The following is a 22,946-nucleotide window of genomic DNA, read 5'->3' on the forward strand; positions in this document are numbered from 1 at the left end:
CAAAGAACCACCGGAATGTCTGAAAGTCAATCATCGTCACCGCAGAGTTTTCATCGCGCAACGGATGTCGAGCGCGGCGGGCTGGTTCGCATCGTCTTCGATGGCAGAACGATCGAAGCCTATGCGGGTGAGTCGGTCGCGGCGGCGCTTTTGGCCGCCGGCATCCGCACGCTGAGGGCGAGCCCGCGCGCCGATGCGCCGCGTGGTGCCTTCTGCTGGATGGGTATCTGCCAGGAATGCGTCATCGTCGCCGATGGCGTGCGTCGGCCGGCCTGCCGGCTGGAGGTCCGCGACGGCATGGTGATTACACCCGGAACCGTACCATGACCGACGAGACGGATCTGATCGTCGTCGGCGGCGGCCCGGCGGGGGTCGAGGCTGCCTTGGCGGCGTCCGAGCGAGGATTGTCGGTGCGGCTGGTCGATGAAGCGCCGCAAGCGGGTGGGCAGGTCTATCGGGCGCCGCCACGCGCTTTTGGCGCGAAATCTCAGCAAAAGGCCGACCGGCTGGGCGTGGCGCTGCGCGACCGGCTATGTGCGAGCACTGTCCAAACTCATTTCGATCATATCGTCTGGTCGGTCTCGCCCGGCTATCGGATCGATGCGCTCGGCCCCAATGGTGCCGTCTCCTGGCGTGCGCGGGCGGTGATTGCCGCCACCGGCGCGCAGGAACGGGTGGTGCCTTTCCCCGGCTGGACCTTGCCCGGCGTCACCGGCCTGGCGGGCGCCACCATCATGCTCAAATCCCAGGGTATGCTGCCGGGAGGGCTGACGCTGGTGGCGGGGCAAGGCCCGCTGCTGCTGGCTGTCGCCATGGGCATTCTGAAGGCCGGTGGCAAATTGGCGGCTGTCGTGGATCTGGCCTCCCAGGCGGAATGGCTGGCGGATTGGCCAGCGATCGCCAGCCGGCCGGATCTGGCATGGCGTGGCCTGTCCTGGCAGATGGCGTTGCGACGGGCCGGCGTGCCGATGCTCTATCGCCATGCCATTCGCGAAGCCGAGGCCAAGGGCGATCAGTTATTAGTCACTCTCGGGCCTGTCGATGCCGGTGGCGCGCCTATTGCAGGCCCGGAGCGGGAATTCCTGGTCGATGCAGTGACCGTCGGCAATGGGTTGACGGCCGCGACTGACATCACGCGGCTACTGCGGGCCGGACATCGGTTCGAGGCTTTGCGCGGTGGCTGGGTGCCGGAACGGGATGAGGATTTCCGCACGACGCTTTCGGGGCTTTACGTGGCGGGGGACGGCGCCGGCATTGCGGGCGCGGCTGCCGCCGCGATCGATGGGCGGCTGGCGGCCCTGGCGGTCGCGCATGATCTCGGCAGGCTATCGGATGAGACCTATCAGCGTCTCACCATGCCGCTGCGGCGCAAGGCGCGGAAAGCAAAGCGGTTTGGCACGGCTATGGCGAAGCTGATGGCGCTGCGACCGGCACAGGTGGCGGCGATCGCGGCTGGGACCATCGTCTGCCGGTGCGAGGATGTGACGCGCGGCGAAATATGCGCGGCCGTTCGCGAAGGCGCGCGCGGCGTGAACCAGGTGAAGGCCTGGACGCGCTGCGGCATGGGGCCGTGTCAGGGCCGTATCTGCGGCGATATCATCGGCCAATTGGTCACCGGCACAGGGAATGCGCGGGTGGAGGCCGGCTATTTCACCGGCCGCACGCCTTTCCGCCCGCTGCCGCTGGATGAGTTGGCGCCGCCGATCGCCTATGGGGATTTGCAATTGCCGCCCCCGGCGCCGCTATGAGCGCCGACTTCGATATCGCCATCATCGGTGCGGGCGCCATGGGTGCGACGACCGCGCTGCATCTGGCACGCGGCGGCATGCGCGTGGCGTTGATCGATCGGGGGGAGATTTGCCGCGAGGCCTCCGGCGTCAATGCCGGAACCTTGACCCTGCATATGACGCGTGCGGCGCTCATTCCCTATGCCATGAAGGGGCGGGAGCTTTGGTTGACGGCCGAGCAATGGCTGGGTCGCGATGTCGGGGCGCGGTCTGCCCCTGGCTTTTCCCTCGCCTTCACTGAGGCTGAGGAGGAGATGCTGGTCAAGCGCGCTGCGGCGCGGTCCGCCATGGGCGCGCCGATCCGGCTGATCAGCCCGGCCGAGGCTTGCGCCATCGACCCCGGCATCAACCCTGCGATCAGGGCTGCTGCCTTCTGCGCATTGGACGGGCATGTCACCGCCTATTTGACGGGACGGGCCTATCGTCAGGCTTTGACCGCTGCCGGCGTCACCATGGTGGAAAAGATACCGGTGAGCGCGATTGAACAGCAGGGCAGCGGCTATCTCATTCACGGCACCTGCGGCACGCGGCTATCGGCCAAGCGGATCGTGCTGGCGGGCGGCGTCTGGCTGGAAAGCATGCTCGCCATGCTGGGCCTGCGCGCGGCCGTGAAATGCCTGATCAACCAGCTGGTCATTACCGAGCGCATGCGGCCGGTCATGCGCAGCGTCGTCGGCATTGCCAATGGCCTGCTGTCGCTGAAGCAGTTCGAGAATGGGTCCGTGCTGATCGGCGGTGGCTGGCAGGGGCGGGGTGACCCGATCCGTGGCGGTGTGGAGCCGATCCCCGACAATCTCATCGGCAATATCCGGCTCGCCCGTCATGCCATTCCGGCGCTTGGGGAAACCCGTGTGGTACGGATCTGGCTGGGCCTGGAATCGGAGACGGCGGACGCTATGCCGATGATCGGTCCCCTGCCGGGGATGGAGGGCGCTTATGTCATCGGTTGCGTTCATTCCGGCTATACCAGCGCGCCCTATATGGGGCAGTTGCTGGCCGAGCTTATTCTTGGGGGGGAACCGGAGATGCCCTTGTTCGACCCTGCCCGATTGATCGAAAACACAGCGTCTAGCGTAAGGACTGTAGCGTGATCCCATCGACCGAAACCCCCTTCCACGGTATTTACGTCGCAACGCTGACGCCCTTCCGCGCCGATGGGCAGATCGACGAGCCGGTGCTGGCCGCCCATTTTCGGTCCTTCGCGACAATGCCGGGCATTGTGGGCGTTCTCTGTAACGGTCATGCGGCCGAGAACTTCCTGCTGACGCGGGAGGAGCGGCGGCGCGTGACGGAAATCGCGCATGAGACGATCGGCGCGACGCATATCATCGTCTCGGGCGTTGTCGCGGAAGCGACCGAGGAGGCAGCGCTCCATGCCCAGGACGCCGCCAAGGCCGGGGCGGACGTGGTGCTGGTCTTTCCGCCCTTCTCCTGGGCCTTGTCGCAGGACGACCATATGGCGGTGACGCACCATCGCCGCATCGGTGAGGTCTGCGGTCTTCCGTTGATGCTGTATCAGGCCGGCGTGGCATCTGCCCTTGCTTATAAGCCGGATGTGCTGGCGGAACTGGTGCAGATACCCAATGTCGTCGGCATCAAGGAAGGCAGTTGGGAAAGCAATGCCTATGACCGCAACCGCCGCCTGGTGCAGGCCGTCGCCCCGCATGTCGCGATGATGGCGTCCGGGGATGAGCATCTGCTCTCCTGCTTCGTGGTCGGTAGCGCGGGCAGTCTGGTCAGCCTCGCCGTGCTGATGCCGGCGGAGATTGTGGCGCTGGATCAGGCGGTGCGGGAGGGTGACCTCACCACCGCGCAGGCTTTACATGAACGCATCCAGCCGCTGGCCAATGCCATTTACGGCCAGGCGCCGGGCGGGCTGGCGACGGCGCGGCTGAAGGCCTGCATGGTGCTGACCGGTGCCTGGGCCAATGGCAGTCCGCGCGCGCCGATTTCGGATCTGCCGTCGGATGAAATCGCGCGTCTGCGCGGTGCTCTGGTCGCGGCCGGACTTGTGGAAGGAGCGACATCCAGGTGACGGACAAGCATGACGAAGGCAGTCTGGCCGAACGCGCCTATGAAGCGCTGAGCCGTCTTGTCCTGACGCGCCAGCTGCCCGGCGGCAGTCTGGTGGTGGAAGGCCGGCTGGCCGAGCAGTTGGAGATTTCCCGCACGCCGATCCGCGAGGCCATTCTCCGTCTCGCGGCCGAAGGGCTGCTGGTCAAGCAAGGTTCACGATCCTACGCCGTGCGGCAGGTGCAGCCGGTGGAATTCTTCCAGGCGCTCAAGGTGCGGGAATTGATCGAGGGCGAAGCGGTGGAACTCTCCATCGGTCGTGTGCCGCTGGAGGTGATCAAGGAGCTTCGTCGGGACGTCGAAAATCTCGGCAAGCTAGACAGGCAGGATGCTCTGCATTGGGAGATGGATGACCGTCTGCACCTGCTGTTCCCGGACGTGCTGAACAATGGCGTGATGGTGCGCATCATTCGTGAACTGCGCATGACGACGCGACTGTTCGAATTGACCAGTCCGGCAGGCAGGGTTGCGCGCGACGCCAGCGAACATATGGATATTCTGGACGCGGTCGCGGAAGGCAATTCCCGCCGCGCGCGCGCCGCGATGGTGACGCATCTGCGCAATGTCGCGGCTGAAATGCTGGATGTGATGAGCGGGCGTGACACTGCGCCGCCGAAAAGGAGATCGCGCGCTTGACCCAGTTCGAGACCGTCATTCGCGGCGGCAAGGTGGTGACGGCCGCCGATACCTTCATCGCCGATATCGGCATTACGGACGAGCGCATCGCGGCCATCGGCCTGTCGCTTGATGGGGCGCGCGTCATCGACGCGACCGGCAAGCTGGTGCTGCCAGGCGGGATAGACAGCCATTGCCATGTCGAGCAGTTGGAAAGTGACGGCTCGGTTCATGAGGAGACTTTCGGCACGGCTGGTCGCTCGGCCTTCGCGGGTGGCACCACAACGCTGATCCCCTTCGCGCCGCAGTTCAAACAGCAGACGATCGCGGCCCATGCCGAAAATTATCGCGCCCGCGCGGCGCGGTCGCCCATCGATTACGCGCTGCATCAGATCATCACCGACCCGACGGACGCAGTGCTGGACGGCGAACTGCCGGTGGTCATCGCGGGCGGCGTGCGCAGTTTGAAAATGTTCCTGACCTATGATCCTTTCCATGTCACGGACGGCGAGTATTTGCGCGTGCTGGCCGCCGCCAAGCGGTTCGGGGCGACCGTCTGCGTGCATTGCGAGAATTATGATGCGATCGGCTGGCGGTCGGAGGCGCTGCTGAAAGCTGGCCGGCCTGAGCCGGCCTCGCACGCGGTATCTCGTCCCAAGGTCGTGGAGCGGGAGGCGACTTATCGCGCTATCGCACTTGCCGAATTGGTCGATCAGCCGATCCATATCTTCCATGTCTCCTGCGGCGAAGTGGCCGAAGAGATCGCCCGCGCCCAGGCGCGCGGCGTGAAAGTGACGGGGGAGACCTGCCCGCAATATCTGGTTCTGACGGCGGCCGAGATGGCCCGGCCAGGGCGGGAGGGGGCGAAATTCATGTGCAGCCCCAGCCCGCGCGATGCCGGTGACGCGGAAGGCCTTTGGGCCGCGATCCGCGCCGGCACGCTGGACATCATCTCCTCCGACCATTGCGGCTATAGTTTTGAGGGCGCAAACGGCAAGGCGATCAACGGCTTGGACGCGGATTTCACGCGGATTCCGAATGGTGTGCCAGGTCTGGCCGCGCGCCTGCCCATCACCTTCAGCGAGGGCGTGGCCAAGGGCCGTATAACCCTCAATCAATTCGTGGCGCTGACAGCGACGACACCAGCGAAGCGCTTCGGCCTCTACGGCCGCAAGGGCAGTATCGCCCCCGGCTTCGACGCCGATCTGGTCATCTGGGACGCTGCGCGGCGTGTGACGCTGACCAATAGCCTGATGCAGCATGCGATCGACTGCACGCCTTATGAGGGGCTGGATGTTACCGGCTGGCCAGTGATGACCATCGCCCGCGGCGCGGTCGTGATGCAGGATGGCGTCGTGACAGCAACCGCGGGGCAAGGGCAGTTTGTACCGGCATCGCTGTCGGATGACGCGAAGCCGCGCGGCGTGGTGCCGCATGATTTCGACGCGGCCCTGGTCTAGGCATCGGCGAGCCAATCCGGGAGCCGCGCGGGCGCTCGTCCGGTCAAGGCGGCCGTCACGCAGTCCGCAAGAGAGCCAAAGCGCACAACGCGGCCGGACAGGCCCGGTCCATAATGCGCGTATTTGCCGGAATTGGTCATGACGCTGCGCGCTTGCGGCGGAAAGACGGGTTCGGAGATCGAACACCAGCAGAGATCGGGCAATACGCGCACACCGCTGGCCTGAAGCCGGGACAATGTGCCGTCGCGATGCGCCAGCGCGATGACGCCGCGACCGGCCGTGATGATGACATCGACATCCGGGCTTCGGTATCTGCTTCCGAAAGCATCGGCGATGGCGCGGCACTCGTCGAGAGACGCATGCGGACTGCCGAAAGCGACGAGGTCAATCTCCTCCGGGCCGCTGTTCAATGACGACCAGGCGGTTGCCATATGGCCAAGCGTGATCCGCCTATGATCGGCCTCTGTCGCCGCAGCAGTGTCGGCCTCGGGCGTAATGCCCGCTATATGCAGCATGGGCGCGGCGGATGTGGTGCCGAAGGCCGCGCAGAGCGCTTTCAGATCGTCCCGCGACGGCGCTGCAGTGGCGAACCCAAGGAGAAGCGGAATCCGGTCGGGCGAAGCTTTGCCGGCCAGATAGCCGATGAGCGGCCAAAAACTATCATCGATATTCTTGGGGCAATCGACGTCGATGACGCGGCGTGCCTCGCGATGCGCGTCGAGATAAGGACCGGACAAGGGCGCCCGTCCGGTGAGCGCGATGCAGAGATCCAGGAAATCCGGATGCTTCGCCGTGCGTGCGCCGAGCACGGTATTCGCGAAGATGACGGCATTGGATTCCGCCCAGGCGATGCAGTCCCCGGCGCTTGGCGCGCTGTCGAGCAGATAGGGCGCACAGGTGAAACTCGGGCTGCATCCCATGCTTATATAGGCATCCGCCAGTCGCGCTGCGGGCTCACCGAAGCCGGTCGGCACGCCTTGCGCGCGCCAATGGGCGCGATCAACCGAAATGGCATTCGTCGTCGTCGGCACAATCACCTTGGCGCCGGCATCGGCCATCCGCTCAGCGAAGGTGAGATTGGCGGGGCTGGCGTAGATGCAGCCATCGATATGAACCTGCGTGACATCGACAAGCTGTGTCGCACCCTGCATCGCCGCCATGGCGCAGATGATGCGCATGGCCTGCTGGGCGGCTTCGCCGTGCAGGCCCGACAGCATGGCGCGGTCCTGCTCCGTCAGGTCAAGCGCCTGAGCGGCCAGTGGCGCCAGGGGGATTGTCAGATTGTCCGTCTCGATCAGCCTCTCGCTGATCCTGGCTGTCCTGGCATTCGACAGGTCACGAAACGCCTGCGGCGACAGGCGCAGGACGGGAACCGCTTTGGCGAACATCTCGGCCGCGATGAGCGCGCCGAGCGTCAGGACGTCCTCCTCTTCGGAAAATACCAGCGCGGCCGGGGCTAGTCCCGTCAATGCCATGTCAAGCAGAACGCCGGACCCGGAACAAGACCCTCGGCTTGTCGGCATCAGCAGAATGGCGCCGGTGAGGGAGACGCCGTGCAGGGGGTGATGGATATCGATGACGATACCGGTGGCAGGATCGACGCCACCCCAAAAGCTCAGCGCTTCCTTTGTCGCGATGACAGGACCAAAAGCCTGACCGCTCAGAATGCGTAAGCTCACGGAAGAAATCCTTGCAAGGCAATCCTCACCCGTATTGGATATAGACAAATTGATCTGGGACTGACCAGCGAGATCGCGTGACGGTCGCGGGTTCGCCCTGTCGGGAGACAAGCATGCGCCTTAAAGGAAAGATTGCGGTCGTCACCGGCGGCTCACAGGGCATCGGGGCTGCGATCAGCGAGCGTTTTGCGGCTGAGGGTGCCAGCGTTTTCGTGGTCGCGAGTGCGAGCCTGGAGAAGGCGCAATTGGTTGTGGATCGGATCAAAGCCGCTGGCGGCGATGCGACGGCTGCAGCAGCCGATGTGGCGCAGGCGGCCGAGCTTGGGCAGTTGATGCAGAAGGTGGGCGACCGCTTGGATATCCTGGTGAATTCGGCGGGCGTCTTTTATCCGACGCCGGTCGGCACGCCGGAGAGCGACATCGGCCGGATGATCGATATCAATCTGAAGGGCAGCTTTCTCGTGATATCCGCGGCGGCACCGGTCATGAAGGCAGCAAAATCCGGAAAGATCATCAATCTTTCGTCCTGCGCCGGGGTGATGGGGCTCAACACCTATTCGGTCTATTGCGCAACCAAAGCCGGCATCATGATGATGACGCGCGCCTTGGCCCTGGAACTGGCGCCCTTCGGGATCAACGTCAATGCGATTGCCCCGGGCAATACGGCGACGCCGATCAACGAGGATATACGCATGAAACCGGAATTTGCCGGGTTTCTGCAATCGATGACCGAGCGCACGCCGAGCGGGCAAACCTATTCCAGCGTGGAAGACATCGCCAATCTGGCTGTATTCCTCGCCAGCGACGAATCACGGGCGATGCATGGCTCGACCGTATTGATGGATGAAGGATTTACCGCCGGACTATAACGCTAAGCACGAACGGCCCGGCAATAGACAAGCCGGGCCGTTGATTGGCTCACCAGAAGGCGGCTGAGCGCTTCTTCATCATCTCCCGATGTTGCGCCGTCGATTTCGGCAGCACTTCGCCGGTCTGCCAATCGAGCAGCACGGCATAGTGGCGCACCACGTCCATGACATCGATTTCGCCGGCGCGGAAGCGTGCCGCGACCTGCTCGGGATCGGCGTCCAAGCGGGACGGGCGCTCCGCGCGGATCAAAGCGCGCTCAGCCTCGGTTGCTGCTTCATCCACCTCATACTCGGCCAGTTCTTCGTCGATGATGCGGATCACGACACCGTAGTCCTTGGCGGCGCGGGCGACGGAGACATAACCGTCCGCCACATCCTCGCGCACCAGAAGCGGGTCGCGTAGCAAGGGATCACCGAAGCCGCCGCCGCCCGCCGTCGGGCGGCTGAACAGGTCCCCCGAATTGATTTTGACATCGGAGAAGACGGCGCCGAGCCATTCCGGCTCCTGATCGGCACGGGTCAGCGTCAAACCGTGCGGGATCGACGGCAATCCGCCCGCTATGCCCCAAACGACTGCACGCTCGCGGTCGCAGATATAGGAGATGACGGTGCCTTCGGCCTCTCGCAACAGCGCGCTTTTCCGCACCCCCGCGCCGCCGCGCCATTGTCCTGGGCCGGGGCTATCCGTCAGAATCTCGAACTCGGTCGTCAGCATCGGACTGGTCCGTTCCTGGCCCTCGACAGGTTGAGACATCATGCCACAACCGAAGGAGGATGTGGTGACGTTGCAACCGTCCTTGCCGTTGCGGCCGCCCCAGCCGCCCGGCAGCCAGTCGTAAAACATGAAAATGGGTTTTTCAGGTGTGCGGGTATCCCGCCCGCCCGTCAGCAGATATTCATTATTGAACACGCCGGCGATGGCCCGTTCCGGCATGATGGTCGACCAGATTTCATAGATCGCGCCCATGATCTTTTCAAACGGCACGAGAAATCCGGTGACGGCCACCGGCCAACGGGCATTGACCACCGTATCTTCCGGCGCGATGACTTCAATGGGTCGATAGAAGCCCGAATTGAGCGGCAGATCGGGGAAAAATGTCTTCATGCCGGCGACGACGGCTGAGAAGGTCGCGCCGAAGGCCGAATTATACAAGGTGCCGATGCAGGGATGGCTTCCCGTCAGATCGTAGATGACACGATCACCGGCGATGGTCAGCTTGACCTTGATGGGGATCATGCCTTCGCCCGTCGAGGGGTCCTGATCGATGAAATCCTGCGTCTCCCATGTGCCATCGGGAAGTGCGGACAGGCGCTGGCGCAGCACGCGTTCCACGAATGATTGCACATCCGCAAAGCCGGCCTGGACGGTCTCGCGCCCGTATTTGTCGACGAGGCGGAGAATTTCCCTCTCGCAAGCCCGCGTCGCTTCGGCCTGGGACTGCATGTCACCGATGATCGAGGCTGGGTCGCGTGTATTGCTGGCGATCATATGCGCAACGTCACGGCGGAAGACACCCTTATCCCAAAGCCGGACGGGCGTGATGCGCAGACCCTCGCGGAACATATCCGTCGCCCGGACATCGAAGGAGCCAGGCACGCTGCCGCCGACATCGGACCAATGCCCGTTGGATTGTGCGAATGCGATGGGCTTGCCATCCGCGAAGATCGGCCGGATGAGGCGCACATCAGGGAAATGCGTGCCACCGGCGTAAGGATCATTGATGGCGAAGACGTCGCCGGGATGGATGTCGTCGCCGAAGAAACGGATGACGTCCTTGCAGGTCCAATGCAAGGTTCCGACATGCACGGCGATATCGCCATTGCCCTGCGCGATCGAATCGCCGTTCGCATCGTTCAAAGCATTGGAGAAGTCGCGGTTATAGATGACGAAGGAATAGCAGGTGCGGATCATCTGCTCCGCCATCTGATCGACTGCCGTGATGAAGGAGTTCTTCAACACTTCGAAGGTGACGGGGTCCAGCGTCGGGCCGCTTTGCATCTCGGTCATCAAACCTGCCCCCCAAGGCGCATGATGATATTGCTCCAGCGATCGACCGTCATGGTCGCGCCCGGCGGTACCACTGTCGTCGAATCAAGCTGATCGATAATGGCCGGGCCGAGCAGTTCGGCCCCGGCCGGAAGGTCAGGCCGCCAATAGACCGGCGTGTCATAAGGCTTGTCGCCGCCGAAATAAACCGGCCGCCGACTGACCGGCTGCGGTATGCTGCCGTCAGGCTCGGAACTTTTCAGCTCCACCTTGGGCACGATGCCGATGGCTTTCAGATTGAGGCGGAATAGCGTCACTGGCGCATCATTGCGCCGGAAATTGTACTCGCGCTCATGCTGTTCGTGGAAGGACTGTACCAGATCCGCGATGCTGGCGATCTCGGCGCCGACCGAGACGGCGAGAGACCGCCACTGGCCTTGATACATCATGTCCACGCTGCGCTGCATGAGCATATCGGTCGCTGCCACGCCTTCGTGAAGCAGTCGCTCGGCGGCGGTCTGTTCCAAGGCGATGAAGCGCGCCTGCAAGGCAGCCGGGTCCGCGTCCGCCGCCGGCACCATGTAACTTTCGGCGAGGTCATGCTGCAGGTCGACGAGCAGGCAGCCGAGGGCCGAGGTTATGCCGGGATTGGGTGGCACGATCACCACGGGGATCGAGAGTTCCTGTGCCAGGGCCGCGCCATGCAGGGCACCGGCGCCGCCGAAGGCGACCAGCGCGAAATCTCGCGGATCATAGCCGCGGCTGATGGAAATGAGCCGGACGGCATCGGCCATATTGGCATTGGCGACGTGAATGATCGCGTCAGCGGCTTCCGGGACGGAAACGCCAAGCTTATCGGCGACGCCGTCTCGGACCGCCTTTTCGGCGAGAGCGACGTCAAGCTTCACGCTGCCGCCGGCGAGACCGGCGCCCAGACGCCCCAGAACGATATTGGCGTCGGTATTGGTCGGCACCGTATTGCCGCCGCCGTAACAGGCGGGGCCAGGCCGCGCACCGGCCGATTGCGGCCCGTTCTTGAGCGCGCCATCTTCGATACGGGCAAGGGACCCGCCGCCGGCACCGATCGTCAGCACCTCGATGCTGGGGAAACGGATCGGATAGCCGAATTCGATACCCCAATCCTTGGTGACGCGTGACTGGCCTTCGTAGGCCAAGGAGACATCACAACTTGTCCCGCCCATATCGAGGCCGATGGAATTCGGGAAGCCGCAAAGCCCCGCGATGTGACGGCTGGCGATCGCCCCTGCGGCGATACCGGATCCGGCCAACCGGCCCGCGTAATCTTTGACGGTCGCGGGTGTCATGACGCCGCCGCCGCTGTGCAGCAGCAGCAGATCGGATGTATAGCCGCCTTCCGCCAGTCTTTCGCTGAGGCTTTGTACATAACGGCCGACGACAGGGCTGAGAACGGCATTGACGACAGTTGTCGAGAACCGTTCATGCTCGAAGATTTCCGGCAGAACCTCGGAAGAAATGGAAACTGGTATTCCAGGCAGTTCGCGCTGCAGGATATCCCGCATCGCGCGTTCGTTCGCGCCATTGACGAAAGCATTCATGAAGCAGACGGCAACCGCCGATACGCCTCTGCGTCCCAGGATGCGGGCCAGGTCAATGGCTTCCGCTTCGTCCAGCGGCGTCACGATGACGCCCGCCGCGTCCACCCGTTCGGTGACAGGCAAGCGATCGCGGCGCGGCACATAGGGACGCGCGACATCCTTATAGGCGTCCCAGAGATCTTCCTTATTGGCACGACGAATTTCGATGACATCGCGGAAGCCGCGCGTACAGACCATAGCGATGCGCGGCAGGCGACGCGTGATGAGCGCATTCGTCGCGACCGTCGTACCATGCGACAGCAAAGTCACGTCCGGCAGCGCGACATCCGCGCGGGCGAGACCGGTCATGAACCCGTCGATCGGATCAGGCGTCGATGGTGTTTTTGCGACCCGTAGAACGCCGGTGCTTTCGTCCAGAACGCAAACATCCGTGAAGGTTCCACCGATATCTATCGCGACGCGTAGACTTCCCATCACGGCAATTCCATTCCCATAATAGGATGCATCATGGGCAATTGCCTCGCATCAGGTCAAGTCCGGAGTGTGGAAGACTTGAGTCGAATAGTCTTGGCGTACTTGCGGGCAAGTGAATGGGGTCATGCATATATTTTGCGCACTAGATGCATCATCAGAACCGCGAGAGAGCCGCTTGTCGTGCTTGTGCGGTCCTTCTCGTCGGCGTAATAAAATATGGCTATGAGCGACGAGACATTCAGCGAAAGCCTTGGGGAAGACATCTATCGGCAGCTATCCGATAGATTGGTGCAAGGTGTGCTGCGGCCCGGTGAGCGCCTCAAAATTCGTGATATCGCGATTGAAATGGGTACCAGCGTGACGCCGGTGCGCGACGCTTTGCTGCGTCTTGTCCAGGATCGCGCGCTTTATTTGCGCAGCCCGCGGGACATCCGCGTGCGAACCGTCGGCATGGATGAATATTTGGAGGTTCGCGAAATCCGCGTCGAGCTTGAAGGTCGCGCGGCGGCGGCCGCGGCGGAGCGCGCGACGGAGGCGGATCTGAAACGGCTGGACAAGCTGGTGCGCGAGAATGCGCGCGCGCTTCGTGCAGGGAATAAACGGCTGACGACCGAGCTTAATCAGCGGTTTCATTTCGAAATTGTGCGCATCGCGCAGATGCCCGTCCATGCTGAGATTCTCAGGCGGCTTTGGCTCAGCCTGGGGCCATGGATTTCCGAAAACTATGCGATGGCCTCGCCTTTGATGATCGATTTTCATTATGCCGCCGTGGAGGCGATCCGTCGTCGCGAGCCTGCGGCGGCTCGCCAGGCCTTGCGTGACGATATTGTGATCGGCGGCGGCGCGATCATGAAGAATTATCTGGGCCAGACGGAAGGCGCCGCGGGCTTTCCTGATCCTGGCATGTCCATTGCATTATCCACCACGACCAAGTGAGCCGGTGTCACCGGCTTCCCCGTGTTAAATAACAGGAGGATTGGCGTGAGGATTCGAACTAAAATCATCGGTGCGCTCGCGGGTGTTGCGTCAGCCGGAGTGCTGGCCGCAGCGGCGATGCCGGCGCAGGCTGCCGATAACGATATTGTGGTCGGTTTTGCGGTCGCGCTATCCGGCGGCATGAACGCCTATGACGGCGAAGCCACCAAGATGGCGCAGCTTTGGATTGATCAGACCAATGCCAAGGGCGGCCTGCTTGGCCGGCAGATTAAGGCGGTGTATGCGGATACCAAAAGCGATCGTGTTGAAGGTGCCCGCGCGGGCCTGAAGGTCCTGCAGGAGGGCGCGCAACTGGTCTTTGCGACGGCCGATTATGATTATGGTGCGCCGGCGGCTTTGCAGGCGCAGAAGGCCGGTAAGATTTCCGTGTTTCTGGGCGCTTCAGATCCCAAGGCGGGTGTGATCGGCGTCGGCCCCTATTCGTTCAGCGCCGAAAAGGCCGCCCAGCTTGAAGGGGCGACCATGGCCGAATGGGGCTATGAGAAGATGGGCTATCACAACGCCTATGTTCTGGACGACACGGCGATCGAATACGACAAATCGACCTGCGCCGGGTTCAATTGGGCCTTCCCGAAGGAAGGCGGCACGATTGTTGATAGCGATACCTTCAAGAATGACGATCCCTCGATCAGCTCGCAGGTGACGCGCATCGCCAATGCCGTGCGCGATCATAAGGTCGATGTGCTGATGCTTTGCACTTATCAGCCGGGCGGTTCCAGCGCTGTCCGCCAGCTTCGCGACGGCGGCATCACCATTCCGATCCTGAACGGCTCGTCCATGGACGGCACCTATTGGATCAGTGCGGTTCCGGGGCTTAAGGATTTCTACGTGCCCGTGCAGGCCGTCGTCTCCGGCGACCCGATGACGTCGGTTCAGGCTTTGACGAACGAATATGCGGCGAAATACGGCAAGCCGCCGACCACGCAATATGCCTATCCGATCTATGCCTGGCTGCAACTCTGGGCAAAGGCGGTGACGGCGGCGGGCACGACGGATGCGAAGCCGGTTGTTGCCATCATGCAAAAATATACCAATGAGCCGACGGCACTCGGGCCGCGCAGCTTCACGCCGAAAATGCATATCCAGACGAATATTCCGCTGACCATTGTCGATATCGCCGATGGCAAGCAGACGCCGGTTATGCAGTGGCGCATCAAGGAGCCGATCCCGGTCGCCGTTCTTTATCGCTTGAAGAAAGCCTCCTGACGCGAGGATCGTCGATGCAGACGGAGGAAAGCCTTCTGACCGACCGACCGGGGCTGCTTGCGCAGCCCCAGGCGGCGGAGCTGACGGCAGAGAATGTGGTTGTTCAATTCGGCGGGCTGGCGGCGATTTCCAAGGTCAGCCTGACCGTCCGGCGTGGTGACATCTTCGGGCTGATCGGCCCGAATGGTGCAGGCAAGACGACCCTGGTCAATTGCCTCACCGGTTTCCAGGCTCCGACATCGGGGCGTGTTCTATTGGGCGGCGATGCGACATCCGGCTGGTCTCCGGATAAGTTTCGCAAGCAAGGGGTCGCACGCACCTTCCAAGCCGGTCGTCTGTTCAAGGAGATGACCGTATTGGAGAATGTGGAAGTGGCGGCGGTGGGGCTTGGCCTGACCCGCCGTGCCGCTCAGCTGCGTGCCATGGCCCTGCTCGATTGGGTGGGCCTGGCACCGCAGGCCAATCGGATCGCCGGAACCTTGGCCTATACCGACGAGCGCAGGGTGGGCATTGCCCGCGCGCTGATCCTGAGCCCCGCCTTCATTCTTCTGGATGAGCCGGCGGCGGGCATGTCCGACGCCGAATGCGAGGATCTCATCGAATGGGTTGCGACGATCCCTGACCGTTTCAATTGCGGGGTCCTGCTGATCGAACACAATATGCGCGTGATCATGGGTGTTTGCGACCGCATCCATGTGCTCGACGGCGGACGCAGTCTGGCCGAGGGGACGCCGGCCGAGATTCAGGAAAACCCTGCGGTCATGGCAGCCTATCTGGGGATGGAATCATGAGCGCGATGCTCGAACTCTCCGATGTCGAGGTGCGCTACGGGCGGCTGGTCGCGCTGCGCGGTCTGTCGCTGGAAGTCCATAAAGGCGAGGTCGTTTGCCTGATCGGCCCCAACGGTGCCGGCAAATCCACCGCCATGGCGGCTATCGCCGGCGGTGTGCCGCGCGTTGCAGGGTCAATCCGGCTCAACGGGCAGGAGCTGCCGGCCCGCAAGCCGGAGCAGATCGCGCGCCTTGGCCTCTCCCTGGTGCCGGAAGGACGGCATGTCTTCGGCACCTTGACCGTCGAGGAGAATTTGCGCGTCGGTGGCTTTCTGCGCGGCAATGCCCGCGAGAGTGCCGCAGCGCTTGAGCGTGTCGCCGGTTATTTCCCCCGTTTGAAGGAACGCTGGACCTCGCCCGCCGGCCGTCTGTCGGGTGGCGAACAGCAGATGCTGTCGATCGGTCGTGCTTTGATGACCAATCCGCGCCTGGTGATGGTCGATGAGCCCTCGCTCGGTCTGGCCCCGCTCATCGTCGACGCGGTCTATGAAATTCTGCTGGAATTGCGCGAGCGCGAAGGGCTCACCCTGCTCATCAACGAGCAAAGCTCCCATCGCATTCTGCGCTTCGCCGATCGCATCTATGTCATCCGCAATGGCACGATCCAGCTGCACGGCACGGCTGAGGCGCTGCGTGACGGCGAGGCGATCAAGGCGGCCTATTTCGGCTTCAAGGGAACGGGAGCCAACGCGAACGTCGTGGAGGGGGCAAAGGCATGATCAATTTTCTACAGAATTTGATTGATGCGCTGAGCCTGGGCAGTCTTTACGCCTTGGTCGCCCTCGGCATCGGCCTGCTGTTCGGCATTCTGCGCCTGGTGAATTTCGCCCACGGCGATTTCATCACGATCGGGGCCTATTCGCTGATTCTGCCCTCCGCCAGTGTCACCGCGACGATGGTGATCGGGTCCTGGCACTGGGAAGCGCTTATTCCCATGGTATGCGTCATCGTCATCATCGTTGCCATGGCGACCGATATATTGGTGTTCCGTCCGCTGCGGCGCAGTTCGGCGCCAACGCTGATGATCGCGTCCTTCGCCGTCAGCTATATGATCCAGAACGGCGTGCTGATGATCTATGGTGCGCGCCCCAAGGCCGTGAACCTATGGTCGGCTTTGACGACGCAGATCAATTTCTACGGCTTGCGTGAGCCGGTTCTGCAATTGGTGACGATCGCGACGACGATCGTGCTGATGGTCGGCCTGTCGCTGTTTCTGAAGCGCTCGCGGTGGGGCATTCAGATGCGCGCCGCCGCCGAGGATTTCCGCATGGCGCAATATCTCGGCGTGCGCGGCAATTTCGTGATCGGCCTCGCCTTCGCCGTGAGTGGCATCCTGGCCGCCGCGGTCTCGCTTCTGTTCCTGGCGCAGACGGGGGCGCTGAGCAATGTCATGGGCGTGCCCTTGGCCTTGTTCGCCTTCGTCGCGGTCGTCGTCGGCGGCATGGGCAGCCTGCCCGGCGCCGTCGTGGGCGGATTTCTCGTCGGTATCGTGACGACGATGCTGCAGGCCTATCTGCCGCCGGATCTGCGCGTCTTCCGCGATGCCTTCACCTTTACTTTCGTCATCATCGTTCTGCTGGTCCGGCCTGCGGGTCTCATTCCCTCGCGGTCCATCGTAGAGCGCGTGTAGAGGCAATCCATGTTCATTCGCACGGCCTTGCGCGGCCTGATCACGCCGCTGCTTCTGATCCTGGGCGTTGCCGTCATCACCTTTCTGGGCGTGTTGGGCGGCGACCAGGTGCAGACCTCCCTGACCGAGATGCTGATCCGCATGGTCGTCGTCGTCGGCATGTGGATTTTCGTCGGCAATTCCGGCGTCATCTCCTTCGGTCATGTCGGTTTCATGTGCATCGGCGGTTATGCGGCGGCTTGGGCGACGGTCGACCCGAACTGGAAAAGCATCATGCTGACCGGGTTGCCGGATTTTCTGCAGAACGGCCAATATCCTTTCCCCTATGCCGTCATCGGTGGCGCGGTCCTGGCGGCGGTCGTGGCGATCGTGCTGGGTGCGGCGATCATGCGTCTCTCCGGTATCGCCGCATCGATCGCGACCTTCGCCTTTCTGATGATCGTCAACAGCGTCTATTCCAATTGGGATAGCGTCACCGGCGGCACCAGCTCGATCATCGGCATTCCGACCGTGGTCGGGCCGTGGGTTGCCTTTGCCTTCGCGGCCGGCGCCATTCTGCTCGCCTATGCCTTCAAATCCTCCCGCTTCGGTTTGATGCTGCGCGCGACGCGCGAAGATGAAGTGGCGGCCAAGGCATCCGCCATCAATGTCTTTCGCGTTCGCCTGGCCGCTTTTGTCTTGAGTGCCGGCGTCGTGGGCGTCGGCGGGGCGCTCTGGGCCCATTTCCTGGGCGTGCTGACGGCGGATAGCTTCTATCTCAGCCTGTCCTTCATCACGCTCTCCATGCTTGTCGTGGGCGGCCTTGGCAGCCTGACCGGCGCCGTCGTCGGTGTGGTGGTGGTGACGATCGTGGTGGAAGTACTGCGTGCGCTGGAGGGTGGGATTGCTCTGGGCAAGGCGACGCTGTCGCTGCCGCCCGGCAGTCAGGAGATCGGCCTTGGCCTTGTGCTCGCGCTCATCATGATCTTCCGGCCGAGCGGGCTGACCCGCGGCCGCGAGTTTCGCCTGCCTTGGCTGCAATCGCGCGCCGGCGTGGTGGTCAGCAATACCGCCCCTGCGACGGGAGAATGACGATGCCAGATTATAGCGACGGCGCGGCCTATGTTGACGGGCGCTATATGCCCGTGGGTGAGGCGAGCGTGCCGATCCTTGACTGGGGCTATCGGCGTTCGGACGTGACCTATGACGTCGTGGGCGTCTGGGACGGCGCTTTCTTCCGCCTCGATGACCATATCGCCCGCTTTCGGGCATCGATGACCGCGCTCAGGCTGCACCCGCAGGAGACGGATGCCGAGCTTCGTGAGATCCTGATGCAGGTCGTGCGTCTGTCCGGCCTGCGCGAGGCCTATGTCGCGATGGATTGTCTGCGCGGCCGCCCGAAGCCGGGCATGAAGCCGCATCCGGCGAATTGCAGGAACCGGTTGACCGCCTATGCCATTCCCTGGGTCTGGGTGGTGTCGCCCGACGTGCAGGCGCGCGGCGCGCATCTCATCGTCGCCAAGACGCCGCGTATTCCCGAGGAATCGATCGATCCTCGCGTCAAGAATTTCCATTGGGGTGATCTGACACGCGCTTTGTTCGAAGCCCATGACGCGGGGGCGGACAACGCGGTCCTGCTCGATACCGCCGGGCTGGTGACTGAGGGACCGGGCTTCAATGTTTTCGCGGTGCGCGATGGCGTGGTGATAACGCCGGATCGTGGCGGCCTTGAAGGCATTACCCGCCGTTCCGTGCTCGAACTCTGCGCCGATCTGGGCCTGCCTTGCGAGGTACGCCCGCTGCCGCTCGCCGAGCTTCAGGACAGCGACGAGGTCTTTCTGGCGACCACGGCGGGCGGCATCATGCCGGCGTCTCGCCTCGATGGACGTATCATGAATAACGACCGGCCGGGGCCGATTTCCGCGCGGCTCCGTGCCCGCTTCTGGGAACGGCGGGCGGAAGGCTGGCACGCGACCCCGGTCACCTATGCGGAGGTTGCCTTGTCATGATCAGCGTCGGGATCGATGTCGGCGGAACATTCACGGATTTCGTCTCCTATGACCGTGAAACGGGCCAATTGACGGCTTGGAAAAACCTCTCCACGCCGGCCGACCCCACGGAAGGCATTCTGACCGGTCTTGAAAGCGGTGCGGCGGCCGAGCGCGGGCTTTCCGGCATTCGGCTGGGCACCACGGTCGCGACGAATGCCTTGCTGGAGGGGAAGGGGGCCGTCGTCGGCTACATCACGACCGCGGGCTTTCGCGATATTCCCTTCATCGGCCGGGGCAATCGCCGTCACCATTACGATCTTGCCTGGGTCAAGCCGAAGCCGTTCCTGAAGCGGCGGCATGCCTATGAGATCGCGGAGCGGATCGGTGCCGATGGTCAGGTCATGCAAGCGCTTGATGAGGACAGCGTCCGAGCGCTCGCGCGCCAGATGCGGGCGGAGGGCGAGGTTGAGGCGGTCGCCGTGATGTTCATGCATTCCTATATCGAGCCAGCGCATGAACGGCGGGTGCGTGAGATTCTGGCCGAGGAACTGCCGGAGATCCCGGTCTCTATTTCCTATGATGTGCTGCCGAAGTGGAAGGAACATTTTCGGTCCTCGACCACGCTATGCGATGCTTTCGTCAAACCCGTGGTGCGCAAGCAACTCGGCTCGTTGCGCGCGCGGCTGGACGGCGCCGGGGTGACAGCGCCGATCGTGGTGATGCGATCCAACGGCGGCGAGATGACGCTGGATGCCGCGGCCGGCGCGCCGATCCAGATGGCAGTCTCCGGCCCGACCGGCGGTGTCATCGCCGGCAAGCGTATCGCCGGACTGGTGGGCATCGGCAATGTCGTGACCCTCGATATGGGCGGCACCTCGACCGACGTCTCGACCATCGTCGGCGGCGAGGAGCGGTTCACGACCGATTTCGAGATCGAATGGGGCAGGCCCGTGCAGATCCCGATGATCGACATCCGCACCATCGGCGCGGGTGGCGGATCGCTCGCCCGCGTCGATGCGGGCGGCATGCTGACGGTCGGGCCGCAAAGTGCGGGCGCCCGTCCTGGCCCGGCCTGCTACGGCCGCGGCGGGACGGAGCCGACCGTGACCGACGCCAATGTCGTTCTGGGCCGCATCGCTGCCGATAATTTCCTTGGTGGCGCTATGGCGCTCGATACCGAAGCGGCGCGGGCGGCGGTCGCGCGGGTTGCCGATCAGATCGGGCTCGGCCTGGAACAGACGGCCCTGTCGATCATCCGCATCGCCAATAATACCATGGTCGGCGCCTTGCACACGGCTTTGACCGAGCAAGGCTTGGACCCGCGGGACTTCACCCTCATGCCATTTGGCGGGGCCGGACCCTTGCATGTCTGCGAATTGATGGAGGAGGCCGCCATTCCGCGCGGTCTGGTACCGAACTTCCCCGGCCAGTTCTCGGCCTTCGGCTTTATTCTGGCCGACGCGCGGGTCGATCGTCATCGCACGGTGCAGTTGTCATCGCGGATCTTCGACCAGTCGCGGGCCGAGAAAGTCATCGCGGAACTTGAAGCGGAATGCCGCAGCGAACTGGCTGCACAAGGCCATAGCGAGGGCGTCGTCATCCGCCGCAGCTTGGAAATGCGCTATGCCGGACAGAATTATGAGTTGGAGGTGCCGCTCGCCAGCCCGAGTTTCGGGCCGGATGAGCAAACTGCTTTGTGGGAAGCCTATCATCTGCAGCATCTCGCCCGTTTCGGCTTTCGTCTCGGCGATGCTCTGGAAATCGTGACCTTCATCGTCACCGGTATTGCGGCGACAGCCGAGGTTGATCTGCCCCGCATCGCGAAGGCGGAGGCTTCGGCCGAGCCTTTGCGCAGCCGTCCGGTCTGGTTCGATGCCGCCTGGGTGGAGACGCCGGTCTATGACCGCGCCGCGTTGCGCGCCGGCCATGTCCTGTCCGGCCCTGCCTTGGTGGAGGAGGAGGCCTCCGTCACCGTCGTCTCGCCCGGTCATGATCTGAACGTCGACGACTGGGGCAATCTTCATATCGTCACCCTGCCATCGTCCGGGGAAGTCGCATGACAGAGTCTCGCAAGCCACCGATCGATATGGTGACGCTGAATATCATCAGCGGCATCCTGGTCTCGATCTGCCGGGATATGGGGGTGACGCTGATGCGCACATCCTATTCCACTATTTTCAGCGAATCGCTCGATTTCACCTGCGGCCTTGCCTTGCCGAGCGGTGAGCTGATCGCGACCGGCGATTTCTGCCCCTCGATGATCGGCGGCATGCCGCTGCTGCTGCGGTCCTGCGTGCAGGAAATTCCGATCGATACGCTGCAGCCGGGCGACGTTCTGGTCCATAACGACCCCTATCGCGGTGGGCTGCATACGCCGGAACATACGTTCTTCAAGCCGGTTTTCGTCGATGACGAGGTCATCGGCTTCGCCGTGTCCATCGGTCATGTCTGCGAAGTCGGCGGCATGGCACCGGCCGGGTTTGCCGGCGAAGCGACGGAGGTGTTTCACGAAGGGCTGCGCGTGCCGCCCGTGAAGCTGATCAGGCAGGGCGAGGACGTGCCGGATATCTGGCGCCTGCTGCTCGCGAATGTGCGCACGCCGCGCTACAATTACGGGGATTTCCGGGCGCTGATCGCGGCCACCGATCTGGGTGAAAAGCGGCTTGCGGCTTTGGTGCGCAAACACGGCAAGGCCAGTTTCCTCGACAATGTTCGCGAGCTGATGGCCTATTCGGAACGCCGCATGCGCGCCGAGATCGCGAAGATTCCCGACGGGAAATACAGTTTCGAAGACTATATGGAAGATGACGGCATCGAGGACAAAGCCTATCGCATCAAGGCCACGGTCTTCGTGCAGGGCGATGAGTTGATCGTGGATTATACCGGTAGCGATCCGCAGGCAAAGGGACCGATCAACGCGACGCTCGGCGTCGCCTGGGGTGCGTCCTACAATGCCGTGCTGCAGCTGACGGATTCCACGATCCCGAAGAATTCGGGCTGCTTTCGCCCTATCCGGGTGCTGGCGCCGCCGGGCAGCGTGGTCAATGTCAACTTTCCCGGCCCTTCGGTGGGCGGCAATACCGAGACGCATTGCCGGATCGCCAATTGCGTGATGGGTGCGCTGGCACCTGCGGTCAAGGCAAGGTCGGCGGCGACGGATGGCGCCAGTCACAGCAACTTCCTGTTCGGGGGCCGCGACAAGGAAACGGATGAATTCTTCTGCTGCTATGACCTGACCCCGGTCGGCTGGGGTGGCCGCAGTTTTGCTGACGGCAATGATGCGGTGGGCGGTATCAACGGCAATTGCCCCCATACGCCGGTTGAAGTCTTCGAATACCGCTATCCCTGGCATGTCGAGGAATTCAAGCTGGTCAATGATTCCGGCGGTGCCGGCACATTCCGCGGGGGCCTCGCGCTCAGCAAAACGGTGCGCTCGCTCGATACCGAGATGACCTTTTCCTATATGAGCGACCGGCAGAAGCTGGCGCCTTGGGGATTGCATGGCGGCCTGTCCGGGGCGATGGCCGAGCTATTGATGATGCGGACCGGCAGCGCGGATTGGCTGACCATCACGCAGGCCTTCAACAAGCCGTCGCCGAGTAAATTTGCCAATGTGCCGATCCGTCCGGGCGATCGTATTCGCATCACCTCGCCGGCCGGTGGCGGTTGGGGGCCGCCGGAAGAACGCGACCGCGCCAGTGTGGCCGAGGATATCGCGGAAGGCTTTGTCTCGGTCGAGCAAGCGGTCGCGCTATACGGCTTCACACTCGCGGCCGAATAGGGAGTTCTGCTC

The 22,946-nt window shown here is 63.1% G+C and carries 19 protein-coding genes; 16 read left to right on the forward strand and 3 right to left on the reverse strand.

Features of this window, described 5'->3' with window-relative positions; all coding sequences use genetic code 11:
- Positions 1-15 precede the first annotated feature (15 nt).
- The 6 genes from ACELLULO517_RS13560 to hydA are packed head-to-tail and all read left to right on the forward strand — an operon-like array spanning position 16 to position 5,935.
- A complete protein-coding gene (locus tag ACELLULO517_RS13560; protein ID WP_227307936.1) occupies positions 16-327 on the forward strand; it encodes a (2Fe-2S)-binding protein in 312 nt (103 codons plus the stop codon).
- Entirely contained in the window at positions 324-1,748 is a 1,425-nt protein-coding gene (locus ACELLULO517_RS13565; protein WP_227307937.1) for an FAD/NAD(P)-dependent oxidoreductase, read from the forward strand. Before ACELLULO517_RS13560 ends, ACELLULO517_RS13565 begins: the two co-directional genes overlap by 4 nt.
- Positions 1,745-2,878: an NAD(P)/FAD-dependent oxidoreductase gene (locus ACELLULO517_RS13570; protein ID WP_227307938.1), complete on the forward strand. Its 1,134-nt coding sequence runs from the start codon at positions 1,745-1,747 to the stop codon at positions 2,876-2,878. The genes ACELLULO517_RS13565 and ACELLULO517_RS13570 overlap by 4 nt, the downstream gene beginning before the upstream one ends.
- Entirely contained in the window at positions 2,875-3,822 is a 948-nt protein-coding gene (locus ACELLULO517_RS13575; protein WP_227307939.1) for a dihydrodipicolinate synthase family protein, read from the forward strand. The genes ACELLULO517_RS13570 and ACELLULO517_RS13575 overlap by 4 nt, the downstream gene beginning before the upstream one ends.
- Entirely contained in the window at positions 3,819-4,496 is a 678-nt protein-coding gene (locus ACELLULO517_RS13580) for a GntR family transcriptional regulator (protein WP_227307940.1), read from the forward strand. Before ACELLULO517_RS13575 ends, ACELLULO517_RS13580 begins: the two co-directional genes overlap by 4 nt.
- Positions 4,493-5,935, forward strand: coding sequence for a dihydropyrimidinase (gene hydA, locus ACELLULO517_RS13585; protein ID WP_227307941.1), 1,443 nt, complete (start codon positions 4,493-4,495; stop codon positions 5,933-5,935). The genes ACELLULO517_RS13580 and hydA overlap by 4 nt, the downstream gene beginning before the upstream one ends.
- Here hydA and lhpI read toward each other — a convergent pair.
- Positions 5,932-7,614 (reverse strand): cis-3-hydroxy-L-proline dehydratase, encoded by a 1,683-nt coding sequence (gene lhpI / locus ACELLULO517_RS13590; RefSeq protein ID WP_227307942.1) that lies wholly within the window; start codon positions 7,612-7,614, stop codon positions 5,932-5,934. The genes hydA and lhpI overlap by 4 nt on opposite strands.
- A 113-nt stretch (positions 7,615-7,727) precedes the next feature.
- Between lhpI and ACELLULO517_RS13595 the strand changes: the two genes are divergently transcribed.
- Positions 7,728-8,483, forward strand: a complete 756-nt coding sequence (locus ACELLULO517_RS13595) for an SDR family NAD(P)-dependent oxidoreductase (protein ID WP_227307943.1) — start codon at positions 7,728-7,730, stop codon at positions 8,481-8,483.
- A 49-nt stretch (positions 8,484-8,532) separates the two neighbouring features.
- Here ACELLULO517_RS13595 and ACELLULO517_RS13600 read toward each other — a convergent pair whose 3' ends face one another.
- Both ACELLULO517_RS13600 and ACELLULO517_RS13605 read right to left on the reverse strand, forming a co-directional pair.
- On the reverse strand, positions 8,533-10,491 hold the full coding sequence (locus ACELLULO517_RS13600) for a hydantoinase B/oxoprolinase family protein (RefSeq protein WP_227307944.1): 1,959 nt from the start codon (positions 10,489-10,491) through the stop codon (positions 8,533-8,535).
- Positions 10,491-12,521: a hydantoinase/oxoprolinase family protein gene (locus ACELLULO517_RS13605; RefSeq protein WP_227307945.1), complete on the reverse strand. Its 2,031-nt coding sequence runs from the start codon at positions 12,519-12,521 to the stop codon at positions 10,491-10,493. Before ACELLULO517_RS13605 ends, ACELLULO517_RS13600 begins: the two co-directional genes overlap by 1 nt.
- Before the next feature lie 222 nt (positions 12,522-12,743).
- On the opposite strand from ACELLULO517_RS13605, the gene ACELLULO517_RS13610 reads away from it, so the two are divergent.
- Genes ACELLULO517_RS13610 through ACELLULO517_RS13650 form a run of 9 tightly spaced genes read left to right on the forward strand, consistent with a single transcriptional unit; the run spans position 12,744 to position 22,934 of the window.
- Positions 12,744-13,457 carry a GntR family transcriptional regulator gene (locus ACELLULO517_RS13610; protein ID WP_227307946.1) on the forward strand — a complete coding sequence of 238 codons (714 nt, stop codon included), beginning with the start codon at positions 12,744-12,746 and terminating at the stop codon, positions 13,455-13,457.
- Between the two features lie 45 nt (positions 13,458-13,502).
- Entirely contained in the window at positions 13,503-14,723 is a 1,221-nt protein-coding gene (locus ACELLULO517_RS13615; protein WP_227307947.1) for an ABC transporter substrate-binding protein, read from the forward strand.
- A 14-nt stretch (positions 14,724-14,737) separates the two neighbouring features.
- A complete protein-coding gene (locus ACELLULO517_RS13620; RefSeq protein WP_227307948.1) occupies positions 14,738-15,514 on the forward strand; it encodes an ABC transporter ATP-binding protein in 777 nt (258 codons plus the stop codon).
- Positions 15,511-16,272, forward strand: coding sequence for an ABC transporter ATP-binding protein (locus ACELLULO517_RS13625; protein ID WP_227307949.1), 762 nt, complete (start codon positions 15,511-15,513; stop codon positions 16,270-16,272). The genes ACELLULO517_RS13620 and ACELLULO517_RS13625 overlap by 4 nt, the downstream gene beginning before the upstream one ends.
- A complete protein-coding gene (locus tag ACELLULO517_RS13630; RefSeq protein ID WP_227307950.1) occupies positions 16,269-17,183 on the forward strand; it encodes a branched-chain amino acid ABC transporter permease in 915 nt (304 codons plus the stop codon). Before ACELLULO517_RS13625 ends, ACELLULO517_RS13630 begins: the two co-directional genes overlap by 4 nt.
- A gap of 9 nt (positions 17,184-17,192) precedes the next feature.
- Positions 17,193-18,254 carry a branched-chain amino acid ABC transporter permease gene (locus ACELLULO517_RS13635; protein ID WP_227307951.1) on the forward strand — a complete coding sequence of 354 codons (1,062 nt, stop codon included), beginning with the start codon at positions 17,193-17,195 and terminating at the stop codon, positions 18,252-18,254.
- Positions 18,255-18,256: 2 nt separating this feature from the next.
- Positions 18,257-19,171 carry an aminotransferase class IV gene (locus tag ACELLULO517_RS13640; RefSeq protein WP_227307952.1) on the forward strand — a complete coding sequence of 305 codons (915 nt, stop codon included), beginning with the start codon at positions 18,257-18,259 and terminating at the stop codon, positions 19,169-19,171.
- Positions 19,168-21,213: a hydantoinase/oxoprolinase family protein gene (locus ACELLULO517_RS13645; protein WP_227307953.1), complete on the forward strand. Its 2,046-nt coding sequence runs from the start codon at positions 19,168-19,170 to the stop codon at positions 21,211-21,213. Before ACELLULO517_RS13640 ends, ACELLULO517_RS13645 begins: the two co-directional genes overlap by 4 nt.
- Positions 21,210-22,934: a hydantoinase B/oxoprolinase family protein gene (locus ACELLULO517_RS13650; protein ID WP_227307954.1), complete on the forward strand. Its 1,725-nt coding sequence runs from the start codon at positions 21,210-21,212 to the stop codon at positions 22,932-22,934. Before ACELLULO517_RS13645 ends, ACELLULO517_RS13650 begins: the two co-directional genes overlap by 4 nt.
- The last annotated feature ends 12 nt before the right edge of the window (positions 22,935-22,946 follow it).

Source organism: Acidisoma cellulosilyticum, assembly GCF_020621385.1.
GTDB lineage: Bacteria > Pseudomonadota > Alphaproteobacteria > Acetobacterales > Acetobacteraceae > Acidisoma > Acidisoma cellulosilyticum.